Source organism: Stieleria sp., from assembly GCF_041595215.1.
Classification (GTDB): Bacteria; Planctomycetota; Planctomycetia; order Pirellulales; family Pirellulaceae; genus Stieleria; species Stieleria magnilauensis.
Genome location: NZ_JBFHKV010000005.1, coordinates 1 through 26,191, shown reverse-complemented (window position 1 = coordinate 26,191; position 26,191 = coordinate 1). Strand labels below are relative to the sequence as shown.

Below are 26,191 nucleotides of genomic sequence, written 5' to 3'. Positions count from 1 at the left end.
TGTTCTTTGACGGCCAATTTGATATCCAACAGGCCGAGTTCGGCCGATGCTTTCAAGATCGGCTCGATGATTCCATAGGGGACGGCGCCGTCGGTGCGGATTCGCAGCGAAGCGGATTCTCCGTCACGACGCACCACATCGTTCAGGATCGCATCGAGCGCTGCGTCGTCGAGGATTTTACCGCCGACGAGTCGTTGACGGTCGCGGTTGACGGTGATGGTCACCGAGACCGGGTCGACGCTGAGCGGGTTGTGCGTCGACGCAACGGGCAGCTCGACGGGCAATCGCGACTCCTGTCGCGCCAGGTGGCTGGACACCAGGAAGAAGATGATCAGCAGAAACACGACATCGATCATCGGCGTCATGTTGGCACCGGTGAACGGTCGGTTCTGCTGATTGGGGATCTTCATCGGCTATCAGCCGCCGGCGGCTGCGATCACGGCGTCTTCGTTGATGCTGAAGTGCTTGTAGACTTCGGCATACGGTCCGCTGGCGCCGTAGCCGGACATGCCGACAAATTTGCCTTGCAACCCGATCCAGCGGTCCCACGACATTCTCAAGCCTGCTTCGACGGCCACGCGGTTGGTGACTTCGGGTGGCAACACTTGATCTTGGTAGGCTTGGCTTTGCTGGGCCAAGAGATCCATGCACGGCATGCTGACGACGCGGACTTTCTTGCCCGCCGCGGTCAGTTTTTCGGCGGCCGTGACGCACAGTCCCAGTTCGCTGCCGCTGCCCATCAAAATCACATCCGGGGTGCCTTCACAGTCCGAAAGCACATAACCGCCCTTGGCACATCCCGAGGCGGCGGCGTATTTGGTCCGGCACAGCGTGGCCATGTTTTGACGCGACAGCACCATCGCGGCGGGATGGTCGCTGATCTCCATCGCGGTTCGGTAACATTCGGCGACTTCGTTGGCGTCGCCGGGGCGGAACACGTTCAACCCCGGAATCGCTCGGCACGCCGACAGGTGTTCGACCGGTTGGTGGGTCGGGCCGTCTTCGCCGACGCCGATCGAATCGTGCGTCAGGATGTACAGGATCGGCTGGTGCATGATCGCCGACAGTCGCATCGCCCCACGCATGTAATCGGTAAAGACGAAGAACGTCGCCGCGTAGCCTCGCAGGCCCGTCAGGCAGATGCCGTTGACGATGCCCGCCATGGCGTGTTCGCGGATACCGAAGTGCAGATTGCGACCGGCGTATTGATTCGGCAAAAAGTCTCCGGCGCCTTCGAACGTCAGATCGCTCTTGTTGCTCGGCGCCAAGTCGGCCGAACCGCCGATCATGAAGGGAACGTTCTTGGCGATCGCGTTGAGCACTTTGCCGCTGCTGTTTCGCGTCGCATCGCCTTTTTCGCTGGCTTCAAATTCCGGGATGTCCTTGTCCCAGCCCTCGGGCAACTTGCGATCGAAGATCGCCTGCAGCTCGGCCGCTTTTTCAGGGTTGGCCGACTGGTACGCCGCCCAGGTTTCGTTCCATTTCTGGTAATCGGCGGCGCCACGCTGTCCGAGGTTGTTGGCGAAGTGCTCGATGACGCCGTCGGGGATGTGGAATTTCTCTTCGGGCGGAAATCCGTAGGCTTTCTTGGCCAGTTCGACTTCGTCCCAGCCCAGCGGCGCCCCGTGTGCTCCGTGTGTGTTTTGCTTGTTCGGGGCACCCCAGCCGATGATCGTCTTGCAGATGATGATGGTCGGCTTGTCGGTGCAGCTGCGGAAGCTTTCGATCGCCTTGGACAGGTTGGACAATTGGTTGACGTCAGAAACATGCACGACGTTCCAGCCGAGGCCTTCGAATCGTTTGCCGACGTCTTCAGAGAACGACAAACTGGTGTCGCCTTCGATCGTGATGCTGTTGTCGTCGTACAGCCAACACAGGTTGTCCAGCTTCAGGTGGCCGGCGACCGAGGCGGCTTCGCAGGCGACGCCTTCCATCAGATCGCCGTCGCTGCAGAGGGCAAAGACGTTGTAATCGAACAGCTTGTGTTGGTCGGTGTTGTAGTTTTCGGCCAGCCACTTTTGGCTCATCGCCATGCCGACGCTGTTGCTGACGCCCGCACCGAGTGGTCCGGTCGTGGTTTCGATTCCCGCCGCTTCGGCGTATTCCGGGTGCCCGGCACAAACGCTTCCGATTTGACGAAAGTTCTTGATGTCGTCCAGCTTGATCGACAGTTCGTCCAACACGTTGCCGTCTTTGTCGGTCGCTTTGACGCCGGCCAGGTGCAGGGTGCTGTAGAGCAACATCGAGGCGTGACCACAGGACAGCACGAATCGGTCACGGTTGGGCCAATTCGGATGCGAGGGATCATATTGCATCGTGTGATTGAACAACTGATAGGCGATCGGTGCGAGCGCCATCGGTGTCCCCGGGTGACCGCTGTTGGCAGTCTGGACCGCATCCATGCTGAGGGAGCGAATGGTGTCGACCGCTAGGGTCTCAAGATCAGTCGATGCAACACTCATTTTGCGTGGTCTATTTCGTCGATAGAGGAAGAAAATTTCGTTTCGGCCAGCCGCAAAAGGTACCGCGTTTGTGGGGATTTCGAAAGGGTCGACGAACAACCGTCACGTCAACACCCCGCTTTTTGCGGGCCAAACGCGTGTTTTTTTTGAAATTCGGACGGAGTTTCCGATCCCCCGTTCGCCGGCGAGCAAATTCACCAAGGCCGCGATCCCCGAACCTCCCCTCGCGATCGCCGCGGAAATGGTTCAAACCGCCGCGGTGACGTTTTCCGAGCAGGGTTCCGATTTCCGTGCGTCGGTCAATTTGATCACCCAGGTGGACGCTCATGCCGAACCACTGTCCACCGCCATGGGCAACTGAGAGGCCTTTACCCCGTCGGTCAGGTCGGCATGGACGCCACGGTGCCTCGTGGAGCGTCTCAGTAGAGGGATTCTATTGCGTTCAACCAAAACGCCGCATCGGGAAAGCACTCATTTGTTTTCGATGAGGCGTTGTTGGGCAATGTCGATCAACGGCTTCAGGTCAGAGTTGTCGCCGTAGAGTTCGACCAGGCTGTACCAGATCTTGCGCGCTTCGACCACTTGGTTTTCACTGAGCAATACATCCGCCTCGTCCAGCCGCGCTTGGACGATCTTGGCCGCATCACTTTCTTCGGCCGATTTCGTTTCCAAGATCGCGATTTGAAACCGCGCCGCATTAACGGCGGTTTCGTACTCCGGATCGTCACCCAGTACCGTCACCATGCTGTGGTACATGTCGATCGCTTTGGCGAAATCGCCGTTGGCGGAATACTCTTGCGCCTGCTTGTGCAGCAGTTCGCCTTGATTCTTCATCGGCAGGTTGTTCTTGATCTTGACCGACAGTTGGTGCAGGAACTGTTTGACGTTGATCACGTCGATCTGCTGCTGAGCCCACTCGGCGTGGGGGCCGTCGGGAAAACGCACCAATAGTTCGCGCAGCGGTTCGTCTTCGGCTTCGGCCAACGCTTTGCGCGTGTCCATTGCGATCAGCCGTTCGGCACGCTCCCGCAGCGACTGTTCACTGGCGGGCCAGGCGACGTAGGCCAACAGCATCAACAACAACACCAGACCGCCCAACAAGAACCAGGGCTGGTCGTGCCAAACCGTGTTGTCGGGGACCTCGTCTTCCTCCTCGATGGCATTCAGATCGATGACGCCGCGTCCCAGCAACGTGCGCGCTTCGTCTTTGTCTTGTTGATTGGTGACTTGCAACGGGCTGAACCCGCTGCTGGTGTGTTCGGCAACACTGGTGCGCGAGAGAGATCGTTTACGGACTTCGACCAACGCCATTTTGACGGCGGTCGCGCTGGGCGGTCGATTGGCCGGATCCTTTTCCAGCAATCGCATGATCAGCTTGTCGAACCAAACCGGGCATTGCAACACGATCGAGGCCGGCGTCGGCGGCTGCTCGTGTTGCACGTTCTCGCGGACCTCTTGCATCGTCTCGCCACTGATCGGCAAACGCCCCGTGATCGCCTGATACAGCAACACGCCCAAGGCATACAGGTCGGCGGACGGTTGTGGGGGGGGCACCGAGTTACCGACGGCGGCCGCAACTGATTCGGGTGGCTGTCGGGCCACTTGATCGACCGACGGTGGGCGGGCGGTGCGAAAGGGGGATCCGAACCGATCGGTGCGAAGGTCCAGCAAGACCGGCGCGAAGCCGGCGACGATGATCTTGTCCGGACAGATTGCCCCGTGAACGACACCCTGGCCGTGCAGGTATTCCAATGCGTCGGCGATGCCCTGGGCAATCTCCAAGACGTTCTCCCACGACAACCGTCCCGTCCGTTCGATCTGGCTGGACAGTGTTTCACCGTCGACCAATTCATACGCAAGGTAGGCGTCGGTTTCCTCAAACCCGCCGCCATAACATTTCGCGATGCCGGGATGCGACAGCGTCTTTAAGTGCTCCCACTCGTCGGCCAATAATCGTCGCGCTTCCGGCGTGCCGCCAAAGGGCGCCGAAAAAATCTTGACGGCGATCGCCTTTTTTAACTGGACATGGATCGCACGCCACACCGAGCTTGTCGACGGATGGTCGCCAAGTTTTGTTTCGATCGCGAGCGGGCCGAGGCGGCTTCGGGGCATCGTGCAATGGATCGTGCAATGGGTCGACAGCTGGGACTCAACGGACAGAATCCATAGCATAACCTCTGATGACACAAAATGGATGGTGCGACAGGGTGGCGTTGCGTGACGTAGGGTTCAGTTCCGGACAACCGCCGATCGATGCGGTCGACGGCTTTGCCGAATATTCCAGTCCTGACGATCCGATCGCCACCCGACATTCCGCAACACACCATGACGATTCGCCACCGAGCCACCCTTTCGGTTTTCTTTTTTCTGGCTGTCATCACAACGACTTCGGCTGACGCGCAAACCAGTTGGGTCTCGGCCGAACACAGCGACGCGTTGTCCGCCGCCCATCATTTGGGGATCGCCAAGCCCGCCGACCCCGATCGTGTCGTCGGGCATGACGCTTGCGTGAAATGCCACGCGTCAGAAGTCAAGGCTTGGCAGACGACGCCGCACGCGATGACGTTTGATCAATTGCATCGCAAACCCGAAGCCAAGCAGATCGCGTCGAAGTTGGGTCTGCGTTCGATCAAACACTCCGGTCGCTGTGTCGCGTGTCACTACACCCAGCAAACTGACGCCGCCGGCCAGCCCGGTTCCGACGCGGCGCATCACGTCGTTGCCGGCGTCTCGTGTGAATCGTGTCACGGTGCCGCCAAAGACTGGCTCGACGTGCATCACCTCTACGGCGGCGAAACCGTCACGCGTTTGACGGAGTCTGCCGAGCACCGCGCCGAACGGATCGCGCAAAGCGTTCGAGCAGGGATGCGTAATCCTGCAAACGTTTATCTGGTCGCGCAAAGCTGTCTGCGCTGCCATACCACCGCGGACGAAGAATTGGTCAACGTCGGCGGTCATTCCGCCGGGTCACTGGACTTTGAATTCGTCTCGTGGAGCCAAGGGACGATCCGTCACAACTTTGTTGACAGTGACGGCAAGCACAACGCGACACGAACACCCGAGCAGTTGCGCGTGATGTTTGTTGCCGGCATGATCGCCGAACTCGAGGCATCGCTGCGGGCGACCGCTGTTGCGACCCAGAAAGCGACCTTCGCCATGACCGTCGCACAACGCGCCAGCCGTGCGTCAAAGCGGCTGCAAAGCGTTGCGGCCAAAGTCCAGGAACCGATCCTGGATCAAATCCTGAAGGTCGTCGCGGGCGTCAAGCTCAAGCTGAACAACGAAGCCGAGTTGACCGCCGCGGCCGATCAGATCGCAGCGCTCGGCTACCGGTTTGCCGCCGAGTGCGACGGCCAGGGACTCGCCAACCTCGACGCCTTCATCCCCACCGCACGAAAGTAAAAGTAAGCTCCCAGCTTGCGTCCGGTGAAGTCCCGCTTCCACGCATCCAAGTCCTGGTGCGTCCTCTTTCCAAGATGGGTCTGCGCGAAACCTTGTGGTTCGCCCGGCAGGCTTTGCCCAAAGGGCATCAACAACATAGCCTGGGGTCAGGGAACGAGCGCAGCGGAGTGACCGCCACCCCAGGAAAAGAATCCCCGACTCCTCTTCCCCCCTTTCGATCGGCCGGCGGCAAAGCCGCCGGCCGTTCGAAAGGGGGGAGGTTCTTCAATCGGCAGAAGGTAGATCGATTGATTAGGCACCCGGCATGCACAGCGTGCCCGACGCTCGATCCGCGTCACCCCGCAAGCCGCTATCTCGGCTGGCTGGGCAGGTTGGTGGCGATGATGCCGTCGTTGCCGTAGTTGTCGACTTCGTTGACCGCCAAGTCCTCGCTGTAGTCTGCGGTCTTAACGATCACGATGTCGCCGGCTTCGTCTTCTTCCACCGCCGCACCGTGGTGTCGCGTCAGTTCCAACGTCGCGAGGAACCAGCCGATCAACGCCGACTTGTGGATGCCGCCTTCGACCAGATCCATCAACGGCACACGCGGCCGCGCCGCCAGTTGCGTGTGGATCTTTTGCATGTAAACGTGGATCGGGGTGTCGTCGTAGATGACTTCGGTTTGAGGCGGGCCGGCGGATTCGCGCATGATCCGTCCGAAGGCGCTGACTAAGTCCCAGATCTCCAGATCCGCGATCGGCTGATCGCCCGGGTCGATCCGACGCCGCGGCAGGTCATCACTCATCCGCTGGTAACGCTGTTGCCAACGTCCCGCCATCTCATCGAGCACCGCCGCCGCGTCCCGGATCTCCTTGTATTGCAGCAGTCGTTCGACCAACTCGGATTGCGGGTCTTCGATCTGCTCGTCTTCCTCGTCGGATTCAACCGTTTGGGGAAGCACCGCCTGGCTTTTTAATTCGACCAGAATGCTCGCCAATTCCAGAAAGTCGCCGATGTCGGCCAGATCCAATTCCTGAAGCAGTTCCAGGTAGTCGCTGTATTGATCGATCACCTTGGAAAGCGAGACCTCCATCAAGCTGACCTCCTGGCGTCGCGCCAGGTAGAGGAGCAAGTCGATGGGACCGTTGTAGATAGCGAGTTCGACGCGGAATGGCATGGACTCAGTTTAGCCTAAACCGCCAGTTGGACCAAATCTTTCGGCCCCGTGTGGCCGTCCGCCTGGATCGCTTTCTGTTCCAATTCTTCGTCGACGAGGTTGTAAAACACGTCTCGTTGACGCGGTTGGAATCCCAATTCTTCGATCGCCTGACGAATTTGGGTCAACGACATGAAGTGGACAGTTCCGGCTTCGGCGACGACGTTCTCTTCAATCATCAAGCTGCCCATGTCGTTGGCGCCGAACAGCATCGCCAATTGCCCCATCTTCAATCCCTGCGTCACCCAGCTGCTTTGGATGTTGGCAATGTTGTCCAGGAACAAGCGGGAAACGGCTTGGGTCTTCAGGTATTCAAACGATCCCGACGCCGGGATGTGGCTCATGTCGGTGTTGTCCGGCTGGAACGTCCAGCAGATGAAGGCCGTGAATCCACCGGTTTCATCCTGCAGGTCGCGGATCCGCTCGAGGTGCTCGATCCGTTCGGCCAAGGTTTCGACGTGGCCGAACATCATCGTCGCGGTGCTGATCCCGCCCAGCTTGTGCCAGACCCGCATCACGTTGAGCCAATTGTCCGAGTCGACTTTGCCCCGAGTCAGTTCGTTGCGGACGCGGTCGACCAGGATTTCAGCGCCTCCGCCGGGGATGCTTCCCAAGCCCGCCGCTTTCAGTCGCGACAGAACCTCTTCGATCGGCAGGTTGTTCACCTTGGTGAAGTGGTACAGCTCGGGCGGGCTGAACCCGTGGATATTCACCGACGGGAACGCCGACTTGATGTCCGAGAGTAGCTCTTCGTACCAATCGAGTTTGAACTTGGGGTGCAAACCGCCTTGCATCAGGATTTGGTTGCCGCCGACCGCCACCGTCTCTTCGACTTTGCGGAGCAGCTCTTCCCGCGGCAGCACATAGCCTTCGTCGCTCTTGGGGCCGCGATAAAACGCGCAGAAGTGACAGACGGCGGTGCAGATGTTGGTGTAGTTGATGTTCCGATCGACGTTGTAAGTTCGATACGGTTCGGGGTGCATCCGCCGCGAGACCTTGTCGGCAGCCGCGCCGATGGCCGCCAAGTCGTGGCTCTCCAACAGCGTTAAACCTTCCGATGCCGAAAGTCGCTCGCCGGCAACCGCTTTGTCCAGGATGTCCGTGATCATGATTCTTCAATCGATTCAATAGTTTTCGTGTCGAGCAATCCGAGTTCTTCGCAACCGTCGCGGAAACGCCGCAGTCCATCGAGTTCGGATTCACCCAGTTGAAAGTGAAGGTTCTCGGCAAAATAGCGATACAGGTCTTCGTTCGTCAGCCCATGTGCCGCCGCATGGGTCCGGGCAATCGATTCCATCGCTTCCACACCGGCGTCGCGACAACGCTGCAAAATGTCGACTAGGTCATCGGTGTCGATCCCGGGTCTGGCCACCCACATGGCGAAAACGAAGGGGGTTTCGGTGTAGCGGCACCAGCGGTCCCCAAGGTCCCAAATCTCATTGTAGACCCCCCGCTCGGGATGCATCGCACGGTCTCCGATGATCAGCACGGCGTCGGCGTCGACCGATTCGGGTGACTGCTCCATCGACAGAACCGTCGTTTCGGGTTTCAGCCCGTGCATCTGCCACAACAACACGCGTACCATCGCCGCGCTGGTGCGACTGCCTTCGTCCAACGCCAGCCGTTTGATCTGCTTGACGGGCACGCGGCTGACCAACCGCACGCTCCACACCGGCCCGCGGCAGGCGATCGCGGCGTCGGAGACGATTTGGTAACCGTCGCCGCGAAAGTACTCGACCGAGGGGATCAGCGCGACGTCTAATTCACCCGAACGCAGCTGGCTGGCCAATCGGCTGGGCAAGTTCAACGTCAACGAGTCACCGGGTCCCAGGGCTTCTTTGAGCCCGTGGATCAACGGCTTGGTGTTTAAGTACGAAACGGCGCCCAGGCGAGTCATGATTCCGTCCGGATTTCAGTGGTGACGACGCGAGATGGTAAGTGGACCGCACCTACGTCGCGAGCGCAACACCTTAGCCGATCCACCGCCGTTCGCCGAGGTCTGACACTCAGAACGGGCAAGGCGATTCGATTTCGATCAGACGACCGTTGGATGGGTCGTGGAACTGCAATCGGTGGGCGTGCAGCAGGATGCGGTCGGTGTGCTGTTCCGCCGCACCGTAGGTCGTATCCCCGACGATCGGGTGTCCGCGGGAGGCCGTTTGCAGTCGCAGCTGGTGCATCCGTCCGGTGATCGGGTTCAATTCCAACCGGCTCGTGTCCTCGGCGGAATCCACGGAGACCGTTTTGACGATCGTGCTGGCCAGCTTTGCACCGGCCGCGGTCTCGGCACAGACTTCCGCGCGGGGCAGCGCGTCCATTTTGCGGATGAAATCGTCCCACTGTTGAGGGTCCGTTTCGCCCGCCTTGTATCGGCCTTCGACGACCGCCAAGTACTGTTTGTGCGTCTTGCGACTGGCGAATTGGGCCGACAACAGTCGGGCGGCTTTTTTCGTCAGTGCGACCAAGATCACGCCGCTGACGAACCGATCCAATCGGTGTGGAAAGGATAGGTAGCCATCCGGGCGTGCGAGTTGACGATGCAGTCGGCTTTCCAGACTATCGATTCCAGCGGGAGCTTGGGTCGATAACCCGGCCGGCTTGTTGACCGCCAGCATCAGATCGCTCTGCCAAAGCAATTGAATGTCCGAGTCAGCCATCAGTGATCCAATGCGTCATGGGAAAGAATCGATCAAGCAAGGTGATCGTGGGCTTGGAAGGAATCAACTCGCAAGCCTCGCAGAGACTGCCAGGGTGTCGTTTTCGTATCGACCAGCTTGGCAGATTCTCTTCCATCTCAAAGCACCGCCGATACCACGCTGCGATCAGTCACGTTGATCAGCCTACGTTTGCTTCAGGTTGCACGCCGTTCAACACGCGTCACCTTCTGCAGCAGTCACTTTCAGCGCATAAAAAAACGAGAGATCCCGGCCACGACAAAGAGAAGTTTCAATCGGAATCGCAACTTCGCTTCGTACACGAATCTCTCGCTCATTGAAGTTGTACGCGTTGTCGCACATCAGTCAAGAGCGACTGGTGTGATCGGATTAAAAAAAAAAGCGGCGATTGGGAGCTGATTTCAACGACAATCTTGGACTTCCAACATCACTTCACGGTGTGCCGCGCGCGTCAACGGCGCGCAACCGGTTAACCTTTATGACGGTGGTTCCGTTTGAACGTTACCGACCGCCCGAACACTTCCTGCTCTCAGCCAACGCGACATGCAACCGGCTATCGATCTCTCCGAAACATCGCACTTGCACTTCGTGACCGGAACGCTTGCCCAGCATGCGGTCCGCGAGATCGTCGACGCGCTCGCCGGGCGGCATGCGTTTGACTATTCGATCGGTGTCATGCCGATCACCGTCGCTGCGTTGATGACCCCAAAATGGCTCGCGCGCAAGCTGGATTTGCCTAAGCAAGCGACTCATTTGATCGTGCCGGGGTTCTGCGAATCGGGAATCGAAACGTTGCGTTCCCAAGTCGCGGCCGAAGTCGTTGTCGGACCGAATGATTGTCGCGACATGGCGGAACTGTTTGGCGAATCACGTTCCGAAATCGACCTCAGTCGCTATGACATCGAGATCATTGCGGAGATCAATCATGTGCCCCGACTGACCCGGGACGAATTTTTAACCACTGCATTGCAACTGAGGCGTGACGGTGCGGATCGAATTGATGTCGGGTGTGATCCAACCGCACGCTTTGAATCGATTGCGGACTACATCGCCGCGCTGGTGTCGCAAGGCATTCCCGTTTCGGTCGATACGTTTGACCCTTGGGAAGCGGAAGCGGCTTGTCGTGCCGGTGCATCGCTGGTGCTGAGTGTGAATTCTCAGAATCGCGAGCATGCCCAGCGCTGGGGCACGGAGGTTGTCGTGATTCCTGATTCACCATCCGATCTCAGCAGCCTGGATGAAACGATCGAGTATTTGTCGCAGCGGAACGTCCCGATGCGATTGGATCCGATTTTGGAGCCGATTGGTTCGGGATTGGCGGCCAGCATCGTGCGTTATTCGGAGGTGCGCAGGCGCTATCCGGAATTGCCGATGATGATGGGAATCGGCAACGTGACGGAATTGACCGACGCCGATTCGGCCGGCATCAACGCGGTGCTGTTAGGGATCTGTCAGGAGCTGGGAATTCAAAGTGTCCTGACCACCCAGGTGATCAACTGGGCGCGATCTTCGGTGCGTGAGTGTGACCATGCCCGACGCCTCGTGCATGCGGCGGTCCGAAATGGCATTCCTCCCAAGAATCTGTCCGACGAATTGGTGCTGCTGCGGGATCGAAGGTTGCGTTCGTTTCCGTTGGACACTCTGGAGGGGCTTTCCCAGGCCATCAAGGACAATAACTACCGTTTGTTCGCCCAGGATGATGCGATCCACTTGGTCTCGCGTCAGCTGTACCTTCGCGAGCAGGACCCGTTTTTGCTGTTCGAGAGGCTGCTGAACGAGCCGATTGCTGACAATGTGGACCGTGGGCACGCGTTTTATTTGGGCTACGAAATGGCCAAAGCGTCGATCGCGTTGACCTTAGGGAAGCAGTATGAGCAAGATCGCGCACTTGATTGGGGGTTCCTGACCCGCCGCGAGGATCTGCACCGCCTCGCTCGCAGCAGCCGCCATCGCAAGGAGCCATAATTGCATTCACCCGCAACTGCGGGATTTGGGACCAACTCTCGCCTTTTGAATTTGGGCGGGCCGTGTAGACTGTAGTGTCCAAATGTAGCTGGCCGGTCAAGACGGAGAGACCTGCATAACGCTGCGTTTGATTCGCCCTCTCGCTATTCGTAAAACGACGGACCGTCGCGACGATGGAATCCACCACACGCTTCGAACCCAATCCAACGGTTACTTTTCGGGGCACCGTTAACACCAGCGGTGACGCGAAACTCGTTCATTGGTATGACCACCTGATCGAACGACAGAAGGTCAGTTGGACGGGGCACCATCACATGCTTCGTCTGCTCGGCCGTGGCGGCCAGGGCGAGGTCTATCTGACGGAGTATCGCGGGACGGACGGGTTCACGGTCCCGGTCGCGATGAAAGTGTTCTCCCCCGAGCACTACCAACGCGCCCGCGCCTACGACGAGGCGATGCGGCGGATCGCCACGATTGCATCCAAAGTCGCGTTGATTCAGCACGACAACCTGCTGGCGGTGCAAAACTTCTTCGAACGGCACCGGATCCGCATCATGATGATGGAATGGGTCGACGGCTATGACCTTCGCCAACTGCTCGCACCGAGTTGCTTGAAACTGTTGGGCCAGCATTTGGACAACCGTCGGTTCAAATACATCAACGATGTGATCATCACCAAGGGACCCGACCATTCGCGTTTCAAAGCCGGCATCGCCGTGGCCATCATGCGTGAGTGCTTGGCGGCACTGGCGGCGCTGCACCGCGAAGGCATCGTGCATGGCGACGTCAAACCCGCTAACATCATGCTCAAACGCAGCGGCCACACCAAACTGATCGATTTGGGATCGGCGATCGAATACAAGAATCCGCCCCGCGAACGCGAATGCACTCCGATGTACGCGGCTCCGGAAATCTTGGAAAACGAATTGGCGACCCCACGCAGTGACTTGGCAAGTGTCGGCTACGTGTTGATCGAACTGCTCAGCGGACGAAACATTTTTGCCGGCAAAGAAAGCCTGCGTGATCTGGTGGAAGCCAAACTCGCTTTGCCCTCGCGACTGGAAGAGGTGTTGCCGGCGGACATCAGTCGCAACGATTTGTTGATGAACTTTCTGGTCGGATTGATCTCGCCCGACCCGAATTTACGGTTCCCCAATGCCGAAGCCGCCGAGCATGTCGACACCGGTGCGGCGGCATTTCATCGACAATTGGTCATCGGTGACATGTCGACCGAATACAACAATGATATCCGGCTTTGGCTGGAAGAACTCCGACGACTCGAAATCGAATTGTGAATCAAGAACACTTGGACCTGGCGATCAAGGCCGCAAAGGCCGGCGCCGTGGAACTGCTCAGCCGATGGGAAAACCGAACCGTTTCCGAAAAGGCTCCCAAAGATCTCGTCACCGATGCGGATCTGGCATCACAGAAAGCGATTCGCAAGATCCTGATGGACGCCTTCGGCGGCTATGCGTTCGTGGGGGAAGAAGAGGGCGAGAATGACCCGCCCGCTGCGGTTCGCGAGGGTGACGCCGACGCGCCGCCGTGCTGGGTCGTCGATCCGCTCGATGGAACCGTCAACTACGTTCATCGGCTGCAATCGTTCGCCGTTTCGATCGGGCTGTACCATGCCGGCAAGATGCGTTTGGGCGTGATCCTCGATCCCGTCTCCAACGAACTCTTTTCCGCCGTCGACGGCGCCGGCGCACACCTCAACGGGCGGCCGATTCGGGCCAGCGATTGCGAAGACCTGTCGCAGGCGCTGGTCGCGTGCAGTTTTCCCGCCGGCGTCAAAGCGGATTCGCCAGAGGTCGCTCGGTTCGTCAAAGTCCTCGAACGCTGCCGATCACTTCGCCGACTCGGTTCTTGTGCACTCAACATGTGCTACGTCGCCGCCGGACGTCTGGACGGCTATTGGGCGACCAACGTCTGCCCCTGGGATTCCGCCGCCGGTACCGTGATCGCACGCGAGGCCGGGGCGCAGCTGACCGCCTATGACGGATCCGAACTGGACGACTGGTTGCCAAAATTCTGTGTCACCGCGACCAAGCCGATGCACGAAACCATGGTCGGCCTGCTCGGCAGGGATTGATCGGGTTTGAATCCCGGGAGACCGAAATGGAATTTGACGTCGAAAAACTGACGCTGCAAGAAACCTACCTGCGTTTGGTTCAATTGATCACGCCCCGACCGATCGCTTGGGTTTCGACGCTGTCGGTCGACGGAGTGCCAAACCTGGCACCGTTTTCCTTCTTCAGCGGCGTCGGGGCGAACCCGCCGACGGTCTGCTTCGCCCCGGCCAACAACGCCCAGGGACTGCCCAAAGACACGCTGGAAAACGTGCGACGCACCGGTCAGTTTGTGGTCAACGTCGTGACCGAGTCGGTCGCGCAAGCGATGCACCGCAGCAGCGACGAAGTGGGCTCGGAAATCGACGAATTTCAACACGTCGGTGTCGAGCCGATCGAATCGGTCAAAGTCAAACCGCCCCGCGTCCGATCGGCCGTTGCCGCCATGGAGTGCACCCTGCATTCGGCGATCACGCTGGGAACCGGTCCCGCCGGAGCGAATCTGGTGATCGGAAACGTCGTCTACTTCCACGTCGAAGACAGCTTGGTCGACCAGAAAGCCCTGCACACGATCGCACGCGTCGGACGCCGCGAATACACGGAAGTCAAAGAGACCTTCCGGCTGGAATGAGGGTAAGGAGTTTCAAACTTGAAACTTGAAACTTGAGCCGTTGGCCAAATTGAACGTCGTTGCGATGAGGTTCCTGGGGCGGGCGCAACCCTCGCCATTGCTCGGTTTGCTTGCCCCAGGCTATGGATATGCATGCCCTTTGGGCAAAATGCGACTTGTGTCGATACCAATGCCCTTTGGGAGAGTGAATCAGCCTCTTGCGATGAAGGACGACGGGAAACCTCCATTCCATCAGAGTCAAGAAACCTGAAACGTGAAACTCAACGCGCTGCCTTCTCCGTGACGTTATAATCGCCCGGTCTGGATGCTCTTCTGATCTCTCGTCTTTCCAGGTTTCCGTGCCATGCCCCAGGTCGATCGCCGCACCGTCGTCGTGCTTGCCTTGCTGGTTTGCCTTTGCCCTGTGATCGGACATGCCCAGTCGGACGCTCGGTTGTGGACCGACAAGACGGGTAAGTTCCAGGTCAGCGCCAAGCTGATTGAGCACAACGAAACACAAGTCAAGTTGCAGAAGAGCGATGGTCGAGTGATCACCGTTCCGCTGAATATTCTCAGCCCTGCCGACGCCAAATTCGTCCGAGAACTCGATGCCGAGCCGGTCAATCCATTTGCCGGTGGGGAGCCGATGACGCCTGCGACCCCTGATCGCAAACTGGCTCCGTCTCCATCCGGATCGTTCCCGCAGCGCAGCACCACCGAAGAGTTGCCGACCGATGGAACGGAGATCTACATCAACGTCGATGAGACGATGCCTGCGGTGCAGCCCGATCCGGGAGTGGGTGGATTTCAATTCGCCGAGTTCGCCCGACCGATTGAGCAGCTCGATGCCTACGCCCGTGTTTCTCAACCGATCCTGGTCGATCCCGCCGTACCCGTGTTTGCGGTGTCGACACATCGCAACGGCAATGCGGTCAGCCCGGCGCATTTCGGGCATGTCTTCCTGACCACGAAGGGCAACAAGCAGCCCAAGTTGGCCTTTGAGTCCGACGAGACGTTTTTGTTGTTGGACCACAACATCGCTTACGATCGGTCGGTGGCCATGATCGGTGTCGATTCACCTTCAGATCGGGGCGGCGACTTGGCGGTCATGGACGGCCTGTCGAACGGTAGCCCGCGTGTGGTTGCGCGATGGCATTTGCCCGAATGGCAGAAACCGGGATTCAAACCGAAGGCGGAGTTCGCCACGATGTTGGATGGCACCCGAGCGCTCGTGCAAGTCAATTCGTCGATTTATTGTTGGTCGCTTGATGACGGAAAATGCCACTTTTTGATTCAACGGGTGCCGGCGACGGGCAAGGTCGCCGTCAGTGCCGGAGGACGTTTCCTTGCCATTTCGGTCAGCGGCGGAACCCAGATGATCGATGTCGCCAGCGCCGAGCTGATCGGCAAGATTCCCTTTCCCGGAACCCTAACGCCCGAAGTCCGTTTTTCGCCCGACGGCAGCCGACTGGCGATGGCGGCCGGCAATCAAGTGGCGGTTTGGAATCTCCAGTCCGCCGGCATGGAGATGGAGGAAACCGTCGAAACGCCGATCGGGCGGTTGGTCGGCTGGGTGGGTGACGATGCGTTGCTCAGCCAGTTCGCGTTGATCGATCTGGAGATGGCCCAGGCGGTCTGGAAATATCACCTGCCCTCCGGCGGGAAAGAAATGACCTTTCCCGGCGGATTTGTTTGCATCGACAAAAATGCGCGCCCGGCCATGATCACCAGTCTTCCGCTGCCGCATGGTGCGATCGCCAAGGTCAAGCAACAGCTGAAGAATGCCGGCAACGACATGTTGCTGCTTGGACCCGGCGGCAAAGTCTCCTTGGAAGTCAGCGGCATCAAGGGCGTCGACGAACAAGTGATGGAAGACGCGCTTCGAGAGGCGGTGGAAAAAGCAGGCTGGAACGTGGTTCCCAACGCCGACATCAAAGTCGTTGCGACGATCACGCGCGGTGAAAAACAAGTGCTCAATTACCGCCCCATCGGAGCCTCGTTCCGCAGCGAAGGCGAAACGGTCAATCTGAAACCCTATCGCGCCAGTTTGAAAGTGGTCCAAGGCGACACCACGCTGTGGCAGCGCAGTTCAGAAAACATGGTCCCTTTCATCATCCGCTTGAATGCGGGCGAGTCGATCAAGCATGCCGTGAAACGTTATGAAAAGGCCGATCCGGAGTATTTCAAACGCGTCAACATTCCGCCCAAGATCATCAAGCCGGAACACCGCAGCATCGTCGGAACCAGCCGCATCCAAAACGGACGCTGGGTCGATTTCTGAAGCTCAGCCCTATCGTCTTGCCCCTATCGTCTTGCCCCTATCATTCTGCCTTCCCTCCCCTAATTCCTCACCGACGCGACAAACCGTGCGATCTGCTCGGCAATCTCGCCGGCGCCGGGGGATTTCACCATGCTGTGATGATGCCCGCTGACCGTGCCCACGGTGACGTCGCCGGTCCAACGCCCCCAACCACGATCGGGACGCTCATCGGCTTTTCCGGGAACATCACTCGGTCGCAACAGCAGCACCGGGACGTCCATCAGTCGGATCTGATACCCTTGGCACAACTCGACGTGGTGGGCGAACAAACGCCGTAGGTCGGCGATGGCTTTCTGCACGACCGCCGTCGGAGTGTCTTCTTGCAGCACCCCCAAGCGTTCGGCGTGCTCGTACAGGAACGGCAACTGGTCGTCTTCGGACAGTTCACTCAGCTGCTCCAGCGATAATTCGATCCCGTACTCCAGTCCGGCTGCGGGCGCGTCGGAATCACTGCGCTCTGGTACCGTGGAATCCAACAGAATCAATCCCGCCACGTCCGCGCCGTCGGCGGCAAGCTGCCGTGCGACTTCGAAGGCGATGACGCCGCCGAGTGACCAACCGCCGATGAAATAACGCCCCGACGGCTGGCGACGCCGGATCGACCGGACATAGTCGCTGGCCATTTCACTCAACGTGCTCGGCAATCGTTCATCCCCGTGTAGTCCCCGCGAGCGAATCGCGACCAGCGGCTGATCGTCGGGAAGCATCCCCGCCAGTTCGCGGTAACAGACGACGATCCCGCCCGGCGGATGGATCATGAACACGGGGGCAGCATCGCCGCCGCGTTTCAGTTCCACCAACAACGCGTCGGCATCCTTCGTCGATTCGTTTTCCGTTTCCGAAACGGCAGCGCGACATCCGTCGATCGCCGCGTCTCCGAATCGGGCTCGAAGGCTCGGTTCATGCAGATCCACCAACCGGCTTGCGACCGATCGGACGTCGCCCAAATCAAACAGCAACGCGGTGGGGATCGCGAAACCAAGCTCATCGGACAACTCTGACGTCAACACCGCTGCCTGCAACGACGTTCCCCCGGCTTCGAAAAAATTGACATCGATTCCGATGGATTCCTGCTCCAACGCAGCGGCGAAGCGGTGCTCCAAAAACTGTTCCAAGTCGTTGCGCGGCGGCAACACATTCTCGGTCGACCCGTCCTTGGACACTGGTTCGGGTAACCGCTGGCGATCAATCTTGCCACTCGTATTGAGCGGAAGTTGATCGAGCAGGTGGATCGACGCGGGACGCTTGTAGGGGGGAAGGCTGGCCGCGAGATGACGGTTCAGTCCGTCTTGTTGCGATGCGTCAACCCCGGCGACGAAGGCGGCAAGACGTTCTCCTGGCGTTCCGGACTGGATCACTTTGACCGCCGCACGCTCGACGCCTGTGAAGCACTCGATCGTCCGCTCGATCTCTTCCAATTCGATGCGATAACCCCGCAGTTTGACTTGGTGGTCGACGCGGCCGAGAAACTCGATCGTGCCGTCGCCGCGCCGCCGACCCAGATCGCCCGTCAGATAGACTCGGCTCGGCTTGCCGTCGCCATCGCGGATCTGCTGCGAGGTGACGAAGGCTTGTTCGGTCAATTCTGGTTGATTGAGATAGCCGTCTGCCAAACCGCGACCGCTGATCACGATCTGTCCAGGAACGCCCACGGGAACCGGGGCCAGCAGCGGGTCGACCAGATGAATGTGAACCCCATCAATCTCACGACCGATCGGAATGCGACTCCCCGGCGTGACTTCTGTCACACGATGCGCCGTGACTTGGCAAGCAGCCTCGGTCGGACCATAAAAATTCCAAAGTTCACCATCGACTTGGGAACGAATCAATTCGGGCAACTCCGTCGGCATCGTTTCGCCGCCCGTCCAAATCTGGCGCACCGACGTGCACTCGGCAAATCGGGGATGCCCAGCGAGCGCCCGCAAGACGCTCGGGACGGCCTGCAGAATCGTGACGCGATCGCGAATGATTTGTGTGATCAACTGGTCCAGATCCAGGCGTCCCGGATCATCGGGCCACACCAGTGACGCGTTCTGTTGAGCGGTGGTCACGACCAGTGGCAACGTCGCATCGAACTGATGGGACAACACGATGAGCGCACGGTCGGATGGTGAAAAGGGCGTCGCACGCTGTTGCCAACGCATCGCATTGGTGATCGCGGCGTGGGAAACCATGACGCCTTTCGGACGTCCGGTCGAACCCGAGGTGTAGATCACGTAGGCAAGGTCGTCGGGCGAACAATGATGACAGGTCGGCGTCGCCTGGTGGTCCAATTCGTCCACTGAAATGACGGCCACGTCGAGAGCGTTTGCCCATGGATCGTTCGCTGTGGCCACGACGAATTCAATCGCCGCATCGCGTTGCAGCATCTCGGGCGAGACCGCCGGTTGATCGGCGTCGATGGGAATCGGCGTCGCTCCGCAATACATCACGCCCAGGATTCCGACCCAGGCATCACGGCCGCGATTCATGCAGACCGGAACCATCGCGCCGGGTTTGATGCCGCGTTGGTGCAGACTTGTTGCGAAGCGTTGTGCGTCGGCGACAATTTCGTGTTCCGAATCCCCGAGCAAGTCGATCAACGTTTCACGCGGCTCGTTCGAATCGTCTGAATCGGATCGATGACCATCAGCCCAGCGGACATGCTTCACCGGACATTTTGGATCGGCGACCAGCTGACCAGACAATGCAACAAATTGACGGGCCATCGAATCGATCGTGTCAGCGGCAAACAGGTCGCGGCAATAACAGATCATGCCGCGGAGTTCATCGCCATGCAGTTCAAAGACAAACTCAACGTCGTAATGACAGCTCGTGTGCTGGACCGGAAAACTTTCTTGCCGCATGCCGGCGAAGTCGTCAAAGACGTGTTCGTTGCCGATGACAAATCCCGCTCGGCCCTGTTCGCTGGCGATCTGTGATTTTTCGAACGTGCAAGAGACTTGAAACAGCGGATGGCGACGTGGGTCACGCCCGACGCCACTCTCGCGAACGATTTCAGCCAGCGGCAGGCCTTCGCCCGCCAAGGCATCGATCATGTTTCGCCCGACCGTCGCGATCAGTTCTTCCAGCGTCGGATTGTTGGACAGATCAACGGTGATCGGAAGCAGATTGACGAAGAATCCAACTGTCTTTTCGAACTCCCGCTGGCTGCGACCCGAAAACGGGGTCCCGATCGAAAACGAATCCTGACCGGCGAACCGTCCGACCAGCACCTGTAGCAACGCCATCACCACGACGTTGGCGGTCACGCCCAATCGACGCGCCAGCGCGGAAACCTTTGCCCCCATCTGGGGCGGGAACTTCAGCGGAACCACCGACGCACGGTGCGTGAACGATGCGGGGCGAACAAAATCCGTCGGCCATTCGATCACCGGCGGGACATCGGCCAATTGACGTTGCCAATACGCAGCGATCTGCTTTCCCCGGTCGCTGGCCACCAGATCGGCTTGGGCACGCACGAAACGTTCGTAGTTGCACGGTGCAGGTGGCAGATTCGGTTTCCGACCGCTCGCCAGCGCGGGATACAGTTGGCGGATTTCATCCATGATCAAGACCAACGACCAGAAATCGACCACGATGTGATGTGTGGTGGCAACCATGACGACATCATCGGCGGCGATTCGAAAGGCTGCCAGACGAAGCAGCGGGCCACGCGTCAAATCGAACGGGCGGTTGATCTCTTCGGTCACCCGTGCGGCCAGTTCGGCTTGGCTTGCCGACGGCGTCTCCACCACACGAAACTCCGGCGTCAACGTCGTCTGAATCCGCTGGACGGGCTGATGGGTCGAATCTGATTCGGCAAACACCGTCCGCAACGCACTGTGCCGATCGACCAACGCTTCGACGGATCGTCGCATCGCGTCCAGGTCGATCGCCGAGCGAATCCGAGATGGCAGCGAGACGTTGTACGCAGTGACCTGTGGAGCCCGCTGGTACGCGTACCACAACGCTTGTTGCCCCGCCGAAAGCGGGAACTCGTCGGCGGAATGCTGCTGCCGTTCGCCCTGTGCGGCCGCCTTTTCCTTTAACAAGCGGGCCAGCAACTCGCGTTTTTGTTGGCCTGACAGACCATCCAACGCATCATTCACGGGGCTGTCCGGGGACCGTGCCATCGAGCAGTTGTGCCAACAACGCGTCGACGTTGGCATCGGACATCGCCGGCAATTGCTCCAGCAATTCCGCCGCCGTTGCGCCGTTCTTCTCCGCGTCATCGGTCTCCGCATCGGGCGTCGCCGCCTGGTTCGGCTGCGATGTGCCCGCGTCGATGATCGTGGTGACGTTGCGACAGACTTCTCGCAAGCTTTCGCTCCGCATCAATTCGGAAATCGGCAAATCAATCTCCAGTCGGCTTTCGATCCAGTTTCGCATCTCCACGGCCATCAGGGAATCCAGCCCCATCGACAACAGGGGCCGGTCCCACGGCATTTTTTCAAGGGCGATCCCCAGCAACGAGGCCGCCTTGAATCCGATGATTTTAGCAACCATTGCGTTCTTTGCGTCGGCCGTCGCCTCGCGGACTTCCGTCGCGGTGGCCAAGCGGTCGCCGTCGGTCGTTTCCTCCGGCATTCCACGCAACAAATGCGCAAATCGTGGAGACACTTCTCCGGTGATGCCCAGCCCCCGCCAACGCATCCAATCCATCCTCAAGACACTTTGTTGGACGGCGTCGGTTTGCATCGCCTGTTCCAAACAACGCATCGCCTCGTCGGCGGAGAACGTCAACACGCCCTGCCGCTCCAGTCGCTCGCTCAGTTCACTGCGCTGGGCCAGGTAGCCGACCTGACCGACATGTCCCCAATTGACCGCCAAGCCGGGCATGCCGAGAGATCGCCGGTAATGGGCCAGCGAATCCAAGAACGCGTTCGCCGCAGCGTAATTTGCCTGTCCGGCGTGCCCGAAGACACTCGACAGCGACGAGAACAACACGAAGTGATCCAGATCATGACCACAGGTCGCCGCGTGCAGGTTCCATCCGCCCAAGACCTTCGGACCGAGTACCCGCTGCAACGTCGTTCGGTCCAGATCGACCAACAAGCGGTCTTCAAGAATCATCGCCGTGTGAAAAACTCCGGCAAGTGGCGGACAATCGCGATCGATTTGATCGACCACCGATTGCACCGAAGCGGTCGACGTCAGGTCCACCGGCATCACCCGCACATCAATCCCGGCCTTCGTCCACTCATCCAAAACCGATTGCGTGTCCGCCGCAACGACCGCGCTGCGTCCTCCCAGTACCAAGTGCTTGGCACCGCAATCGACCAGCCATTGTGCCACACGCAATCCGAATCCGCCCAATCCGCCGGCGATCCAGTACGTCCGTTCGGCGGACAAGCGAACAGGTTCGTACTGTCCGGCAAACACGTCCGACGGGGCTTGGCGGTAATCCACGACGACCTTGCCGATGTGTTTTCCCTGTTGCATGAATCGAAACGCATCGCGTGTTTCATCGGCATCAAACGTCTTGACCGGCAGCGGCGACAGTTCACCGGTTTCGAAACGTGTCACCAGACGGCGAAGCATCTGCCCCATCCGTTCGGGCTGTTCGCGAAACAGTTGATCCAGGTCGATGGCGAACAGCGCAAGGTTGTTTTTGAAAATCTCCAACCCCAACGAGGCGTCCGAATAGATGTCGCGTTTGCCGATCTCCAAAAAGCGTCCGCCCGTTTTCAGAATCGACAATCCTTTCGTGATCGCTTCACCGGGCAGCGAATTCAGGATCGCATCGACACCTTCGCCATCGGTCTGTTCCAGCGTCTCGCGTGCGAATTGTAGATCGCGTGAATTCATCACCACTTCGGCGCCTAACTGGCGAACAAACTCTCGCTTCTCATCTGTACCGGCCGTGGCCAATGTCACCGCACCAGCCAGTTTCGCCAACTGCATCGCGGCGATGCCCACACCGCCGCTGGCCGAATGAATCAAAACGCGTTCTCCCGACCGAATGCGGGCACACTCGCCCAGTGCATACTCGGCCGTCAAGAAAGCGATCGGGATCGTTGCCGCTTGCGGGTGTGACAGCGCTCCAGGTTTCGGCGCGACCAAGTGTTGGTTGACGATGACGTGGGTCGCGAACGAGCCCGGCGCGACGGCGATCACTTCGTCGCCGACGTTAAACTCGGTGACATCGGGTCCGACACGACTGATTCGCCCGCTGCATTCGGCGCCCAGCAAGACGGGACCATCGGGCAACCCCGGATACAAATCCAGCGACTTCATCACGTCACTGAAATTTAATCCCGTCGCCAAAACCTCGATCTCAACCTGTCCATCGGTGGGACCGACCGAAGGAACCGATTCGTATCGCAATTGATCGATCGACGACGAATCACCCAGCCGCAGTGCGCTCGGAGTACGGCGGCGGCTCTCGGGATGAAGCGGTTGTTCCTCGACCGGGACAAACCGCCGGACCCAACGAATCGAATCGCGAATCATTACTTCGTCTTCATCGTCGATTCGCCCCACCAGCTCTGCCAGCAAGTCGTCGGCAATCGGTGAAGCGACATTTGGCGACTCCGTGGGGGACAAGTCAATCAGCTTGGTCTTGAAACGACTGCATTCACTCGCGATCACTCGTCCAAAACCGATCAGTGGACCGGCCGCGACCGAAATCGGCAGCATCGTTTCATCCGGCGGCTGAGCTCCGCGGGTCACGAGGGACAGTCGAGCGATCTTGGATTGCCGGTTCGAATCCGCGGCCGATTGCCAGGCGGCGACCAGGTGCATCGGCGCCAACGTCGTCAGCACGGTCGACTTGTTCAGTGTGTCGCCAGAGAGTTCGACGTTGTCGGGCGAATCCAGACCCCATAGATAGACCGCGTCGGTCACGCCATCCCCGATGTCCGTCAACAAGCGATCGAACTCGTCCCGGTTCTCGGGATCGATGATGAATGATTTGTCACGCAACCGTTTGAAATTGGCGCCGTGCTGGACGGTGACGATTTTCTCGCCGGCCGGCAATCGCTCCAGCAGTTCATCGGCAAGTCCGCTTTGGTCGCAAAAGACCAGCCATTTTCGATTTTCAGTGTCAGCGTCGTTCGGCTGCGCCGGGGCTGCCGGCTTCCAAACGTATCGGTACAACAATTCGTCCACCGAACCTTCCAGGTTCATTCGCGTCACCGAAACCGATTCAAATCCGCGGATCGCAACGCAGTGGTTTTGATCGGCGTCATAGATGTCGATATCGGCGACCATCCGATAGTCGTCTTTCGAGATCAAACGCACATGCGCCGTCAACGGCGAACACGCTTTGCGAAAGACGTCGAACGATGCGATCTGTTGGGGCAGGTACAAGCCGTCGATGACGTCGTCAAAGTTGGGGCTTGCGATGATCATGCCGTGAAAGCAACTGTCCAAGAGCGCCGAGCCGAATCCGAGCGGATCCGCGGCATCGCCAAAATCCTCCGCGTCCGGGAATTCGACCGCGACGATGGCTTCGTACGGTCCACGCCAGGCTGCGTTGACGCCGCGGAAACGTGGCCCGTAGTTCAGCCCCAACTGATCACAATAGCGGTACAGCCGGTCGGCGGAAACCGATTCGGTGGCTCGTCGTCGGGCGTCATCCAGCGCCGAGCGATCTGACAGGCGTGCGCTGGCGATACTGCTCAAGTCCGCCACGGCCAACGGTTGCCAATTGGATTGATCGATTCCGCTGCAGGTGAGCGAAATCTGTCGACGCTGGGGTGCATAGTCGATTTGAATTCGCACCGGAGCGTCTTCGCCCAGCAGGCAAGGGTTTTGCAATCGAAATCGTTTCAGCGAGACGGCATCCTCGTCGCCGACGACTGCTCCCGCCGCGATGGCCAATTCCAACATCGCCGCGGCCGGCATCATGCACGCGTTGCGAACACGGTGATCGGCCAACGATTCCTGCAAGCGAAGGTCGATGCGAGTCTGCCAACTGGGGTCCGGGCCATCGAGCCTTTGACCCAAAATCGGTTCACCCGGGTTTGACTGGCGACTCAGTTTCGATTCGTGAGATTCGAACCAGAGCGATTGACGGTTCATCGCCATGGCCGGCAGTTTGACGTACTGGGCATCGGCCGGTGCGTTCAAATTCCAGTCGATCGGATAACCCCAGGCATAAAGTTGGCCGACGGATTCGGCCATCACGGTCGCATCGTCTTTCTTTCGATTCAGCGACGCGACTGCCAAAATCGATTGTTGATGTTTGGCAAAGCACTCGGCGATCGCGTAACGCAACACCGGGTGCGGTCCGATTTCGATGGCCAACTCGATGCCTTCAGTCGCCAGCACATCCATCGCGTCGGAACACAGCACGCTCTTGCGAACGTTCTGCCACCAATACTCTCCGTCGACTTCCGTGCCCGCCATCACGGCGCCGGTCACGGTGGATACAAACGGCGTGTGCGTCGGCTTCGGCTGAATCGTCGCCAACGATCGCAACAGTTCGTCGCGGACGGGATCCATCTGGGCGCTATGGAACGCGTATTCCACTTCCAGACGCCGACAGAAGATTCCTGCCTGGTCCAAGCGGTGAAACAGCGCCTCGATCTCGACGGCGCATCCCGACACGGTCAGCGACGCGGGGCCATTGATCGCGGCGATGGAAACGCTGTCACCGAGTTGGGCAATCCAGGGTTCAATTTCCTGGGGCGACAGCCCGACCGCGATCATCGCGCCCTTGCTGGTCGCGGCGTCCATCGTGCGGCCGCGATGGATCGCGACCAAACAGGCGTCGGCAAAGTCGAGGGCGCCGGCGACGTGGGCCGCAGCGATCTCGCCCACGCTATGCCCCACGATGATCGAGGGGCGAATGCCTTTGGATTGCCAAACCGCCGCCAGTGCGACTTGCAAGGCAAACAAACTCGGTTGAGCGATCGCGGTTTCATTCATTCGCGATTCGTCTTCGCCACGACACAGCTCGTCGATCAACGACCACGCGACGTGCTTGGAAAATTCGCGATCACAACGTTCAATCGTGTCGCGAAAAATTGAGTTGGATTCCAGCAAGCCGCGTCCCATCGCCCACCACTGCGGACCCTGGCCGCTGCACACGAATGCGACCGGAGGCGACGGCGCGTCGGTTCGGCTGGAGACATTCAAACGCACTCGTTGGGCATGCGTGTCGCAATCGCCGGCGATTTCACGAAGCCGGCGGGCCCAATCGTGACGATCGCGTCCCACCACCACGCCGCGCCAATCATGATGGCTGCGTCGTCGCGCCGCGGTTGCGGCAACGTCGGCACAGGCAACATCATGTTCGTCCAGCCAATCGGCCAGACGTGACGCGGTTTCGGCCAACGCGGTCTTGTCGTGCGCCGAAATCGGCAGCAACATCGGTGGGTGGTCGACCGCTGGCGCTGAACGTTTCGGGACTTCTTGGGGCGGTTGTCCCAGAATCACGTGGGCGTTTGCCCCGCCGTAGCCGAAACCATTGACTCCCGCCAACCGTGGTCCGTCGCAATCCCACGGTTCGGTCGAACGGGGAACCCGCAATCCGTTGGCGTCGAAATGAATGTCCGGGTTGGGC

Annotated in this window: 15 protein-coding genes; 6 read left to right on the top strand and 9 right to left on the bottom strand. The window is 59.3% G+C overall.

The window, feature by feature from the left end; genetic code table 11:
- From ABX749_RS00450 to ABX749_RS00440, 3 genes are all read right to left on the bottom strand, one after another.
- Positions 1-410, bottom strand: a 410-nt coding sequence (locus ABX749_RS00450) for an ExbD/TolR family protein (RefSeq protein ID WP_372894285.1), incomplete at its 3' end; no start/stop codon positions are given.
- A gap of 6 nt (positions 411-416) precedes the next feature.
- The gene (gene tkt / locus ABX749_RS00445; protein ID WP_372894284.1) at positions 417-2,462 is read right to left on the bottom strand and encodes a transketolase; all 2,046 of its coding nucleotides are present in this window, start codon (positions 2,460-2,462) and stop codon (positions 417-419) included.
- Positions 2,463-2,933: 471 nt separating this feature from the next.
- Entirely contained in the window at positions 2,934-4,574 is a 1,641-nt protein-coding gene (locus ABX749_RS00440; protein WP_372894283.1) for a serine/threonine protein kinase, read from the bottom strand.
- Positions 4,575-4,787: 213 nt separating this feature from the next.
- On the opposite strand from ABX749_RS00440, the gene ABX749_RS00435 reads away from it, so the two are divergent.
- On the top strand, positions 4,788-5,864 hold the full coding sequence (locus tag ABX749_RS00435) for a cytochrome c family protein (RefSeq protein WP_372894282.1): 1,077 nt from the start codon (positions 4,788-4,790) through the stop codon (positions 5,862-5,864).
- Positions 5,865-6,213: 349 nt separating this feature from the next.
- Here the strand turns inward: ABX749_RS00435 and ABX749_RS00430 are convergent, their stop codons facing one another.
- The 4 genes from ABX749_RS00430 to ABX749_RS00415 form a co-directional block, all read right to left on the bottom strand.
- On the bottom strand, positions 6,214-7,020 hold the full coding sequence (locus ABX749_RS00430) for a ScpA family protein (RefSeq protein WP_372894281.1): 807 nt from the start codon (positions 7,018-7,020) through the stop codon (positions 6,214-6,216).
- Between the two features lie 14 nt (positions 7,021-7,034).
- Positions 7,035-8,168 carry a cyclic dehypoxanthinyl futalosine synthase gene (gene mqnC, locus ABX749_RS00425; RefSeq protein ID WP_372894280.1) on the bottom strand — a complete coding sequence of 378 codons (1,134 nt, stop codon included), beginning with the start codon at positions 8,166-8,168 and terminating at the stop codon, positions 7,035-7,037.
- On the bottom strand, positions 8,165-8,956 hold the full coding sequence (locus ABX749_RS00420; protein WP_372894279.1) for a menaquinone biosynthetic enzyme MqnA/MqnD family protein: 792 nt from the start codon (positions 8,954-8,956) through the stop codon (positions 8,165-8,167). The genes mqnC and ABX749_RS00420 overlap by 4 nt, the downstream gene beginning before the upstream one ends.
- 109 nt (positions 8,957-9,065) lie before the next feature.
- Complete coding sequence (locus ABX749_RS00415) at positions 9,066-9,716, bottom strand: RluA family pseudouridine synthase (RefSeq protein ID WP_145218248.1); 651 nt, start codon at positions 9,714-9,716, stop codon at positions 9,066-9,068.
- Positions 9,717-10,277: 561 nt separating this feature from the next.
- On the opposite strand from ABX749_RS00415, the gene ABX749_RS00410 reads away from it, so the two are divergent.
- The 5 genes from ABX749_RS00410 to ABX749_RS00390 all read left to right on the top strand — a co-directional run bounded on the left by ABX749_RS00410 (position 10,278) and on the right by ABX749_RS00390 (position 16,659).
- A complete protein-coding gene (locus ABX749_RS00410; protein ID WP_372894278.1) occupies positions 10,278-11,699 on the top strand; it encodes a DUF6513 domain-containing protein in 1,422 nt (473 codons plus the stop codon).
- Positions 11,700-11,872: 173 nt separating this feature from the next.
- Entirely contained in the window at positions 11,873-12,994 is a 1,122-nt protein-coding gene (locus tag ABX749_RS00405) for a serine/threonine-protein kinase (RefSeq protein WP_372894277.1), read from the top strand.
- Positions 12,991-13,791, top strand: a complete 801-nt coding sequence (locus ABX749_RS00400) for an inositol monophosphatase family protein (protein WP_372894276.1) — start codon at positions 12,991-12,993, stop codon at positions 13,789-13,791. Before ABX749_RS00405 ends, ABX749_RS00400 begins: the two co-directional genes overlap by 4 nt.
- 26 nt (positions 13,792-13,817) lie before the next feature.
- Positions 13,818-14,399: a flavin reductase family protein gene (locus ABX749_RS00395; RefSeq protein WP_372894275.1), complete on the top strand. Its 582-nt coding sequence runs from the start codon at positions 13,818-13,820 to the stop codon at positions 14,397-14,399.
- A 343-nt stretch (positions 14,400-14,742) separates the two neighbouring features.
- The gene (locus ABX749_RS00390) at positions 14,743-16,659 is read left to right on the top strand and encodes an SHD1 domain-containing protein (protein WP_372894274.1); all 1,917 of its coding nucleotides are present in this window, start codon (positions 14,743-14,745) and stop codon (positions 16,657-16,659) included.
- Between the two features lie 59 nt (positions 16,660-16,718).
- Here the strand turns inward: ABX749_RS00390 and ABX749_RS00385 are convergent, their stop codons facing one another.
- The gene (locus ABX749_RS00385; protein WP_372894273.1) at positions 16,719-20,789 is read right to left on the bottom strand and encodes an amino acid adenylation domain-containing protein; all 4,071 of its coding nucleotides are present in this window, start codon (positions 20,787-20,789) and stop codon (positions 16,719-16,721) included.
- Positions 20,782-26,178 carry an SDR family NAD(P)-dependent oxidoreductase gene (locus ABX749_RS00380; protein WP_372894286.1) on the bottom strand — a complete coding sequence of 1,799 codons (5,397 nt, stop codon included), beginning with the start codon at positions 26,176-26,178 and terminating at the stop codon, positions 20,782-20,784. The genes ABX749_RS00385 and ABX749_RS00380 overlap by 8 nt, the downstream gene beginning before the upstream one ends.
- Positions 26,179-26,191: the final 13 nt, after the last annotated feature.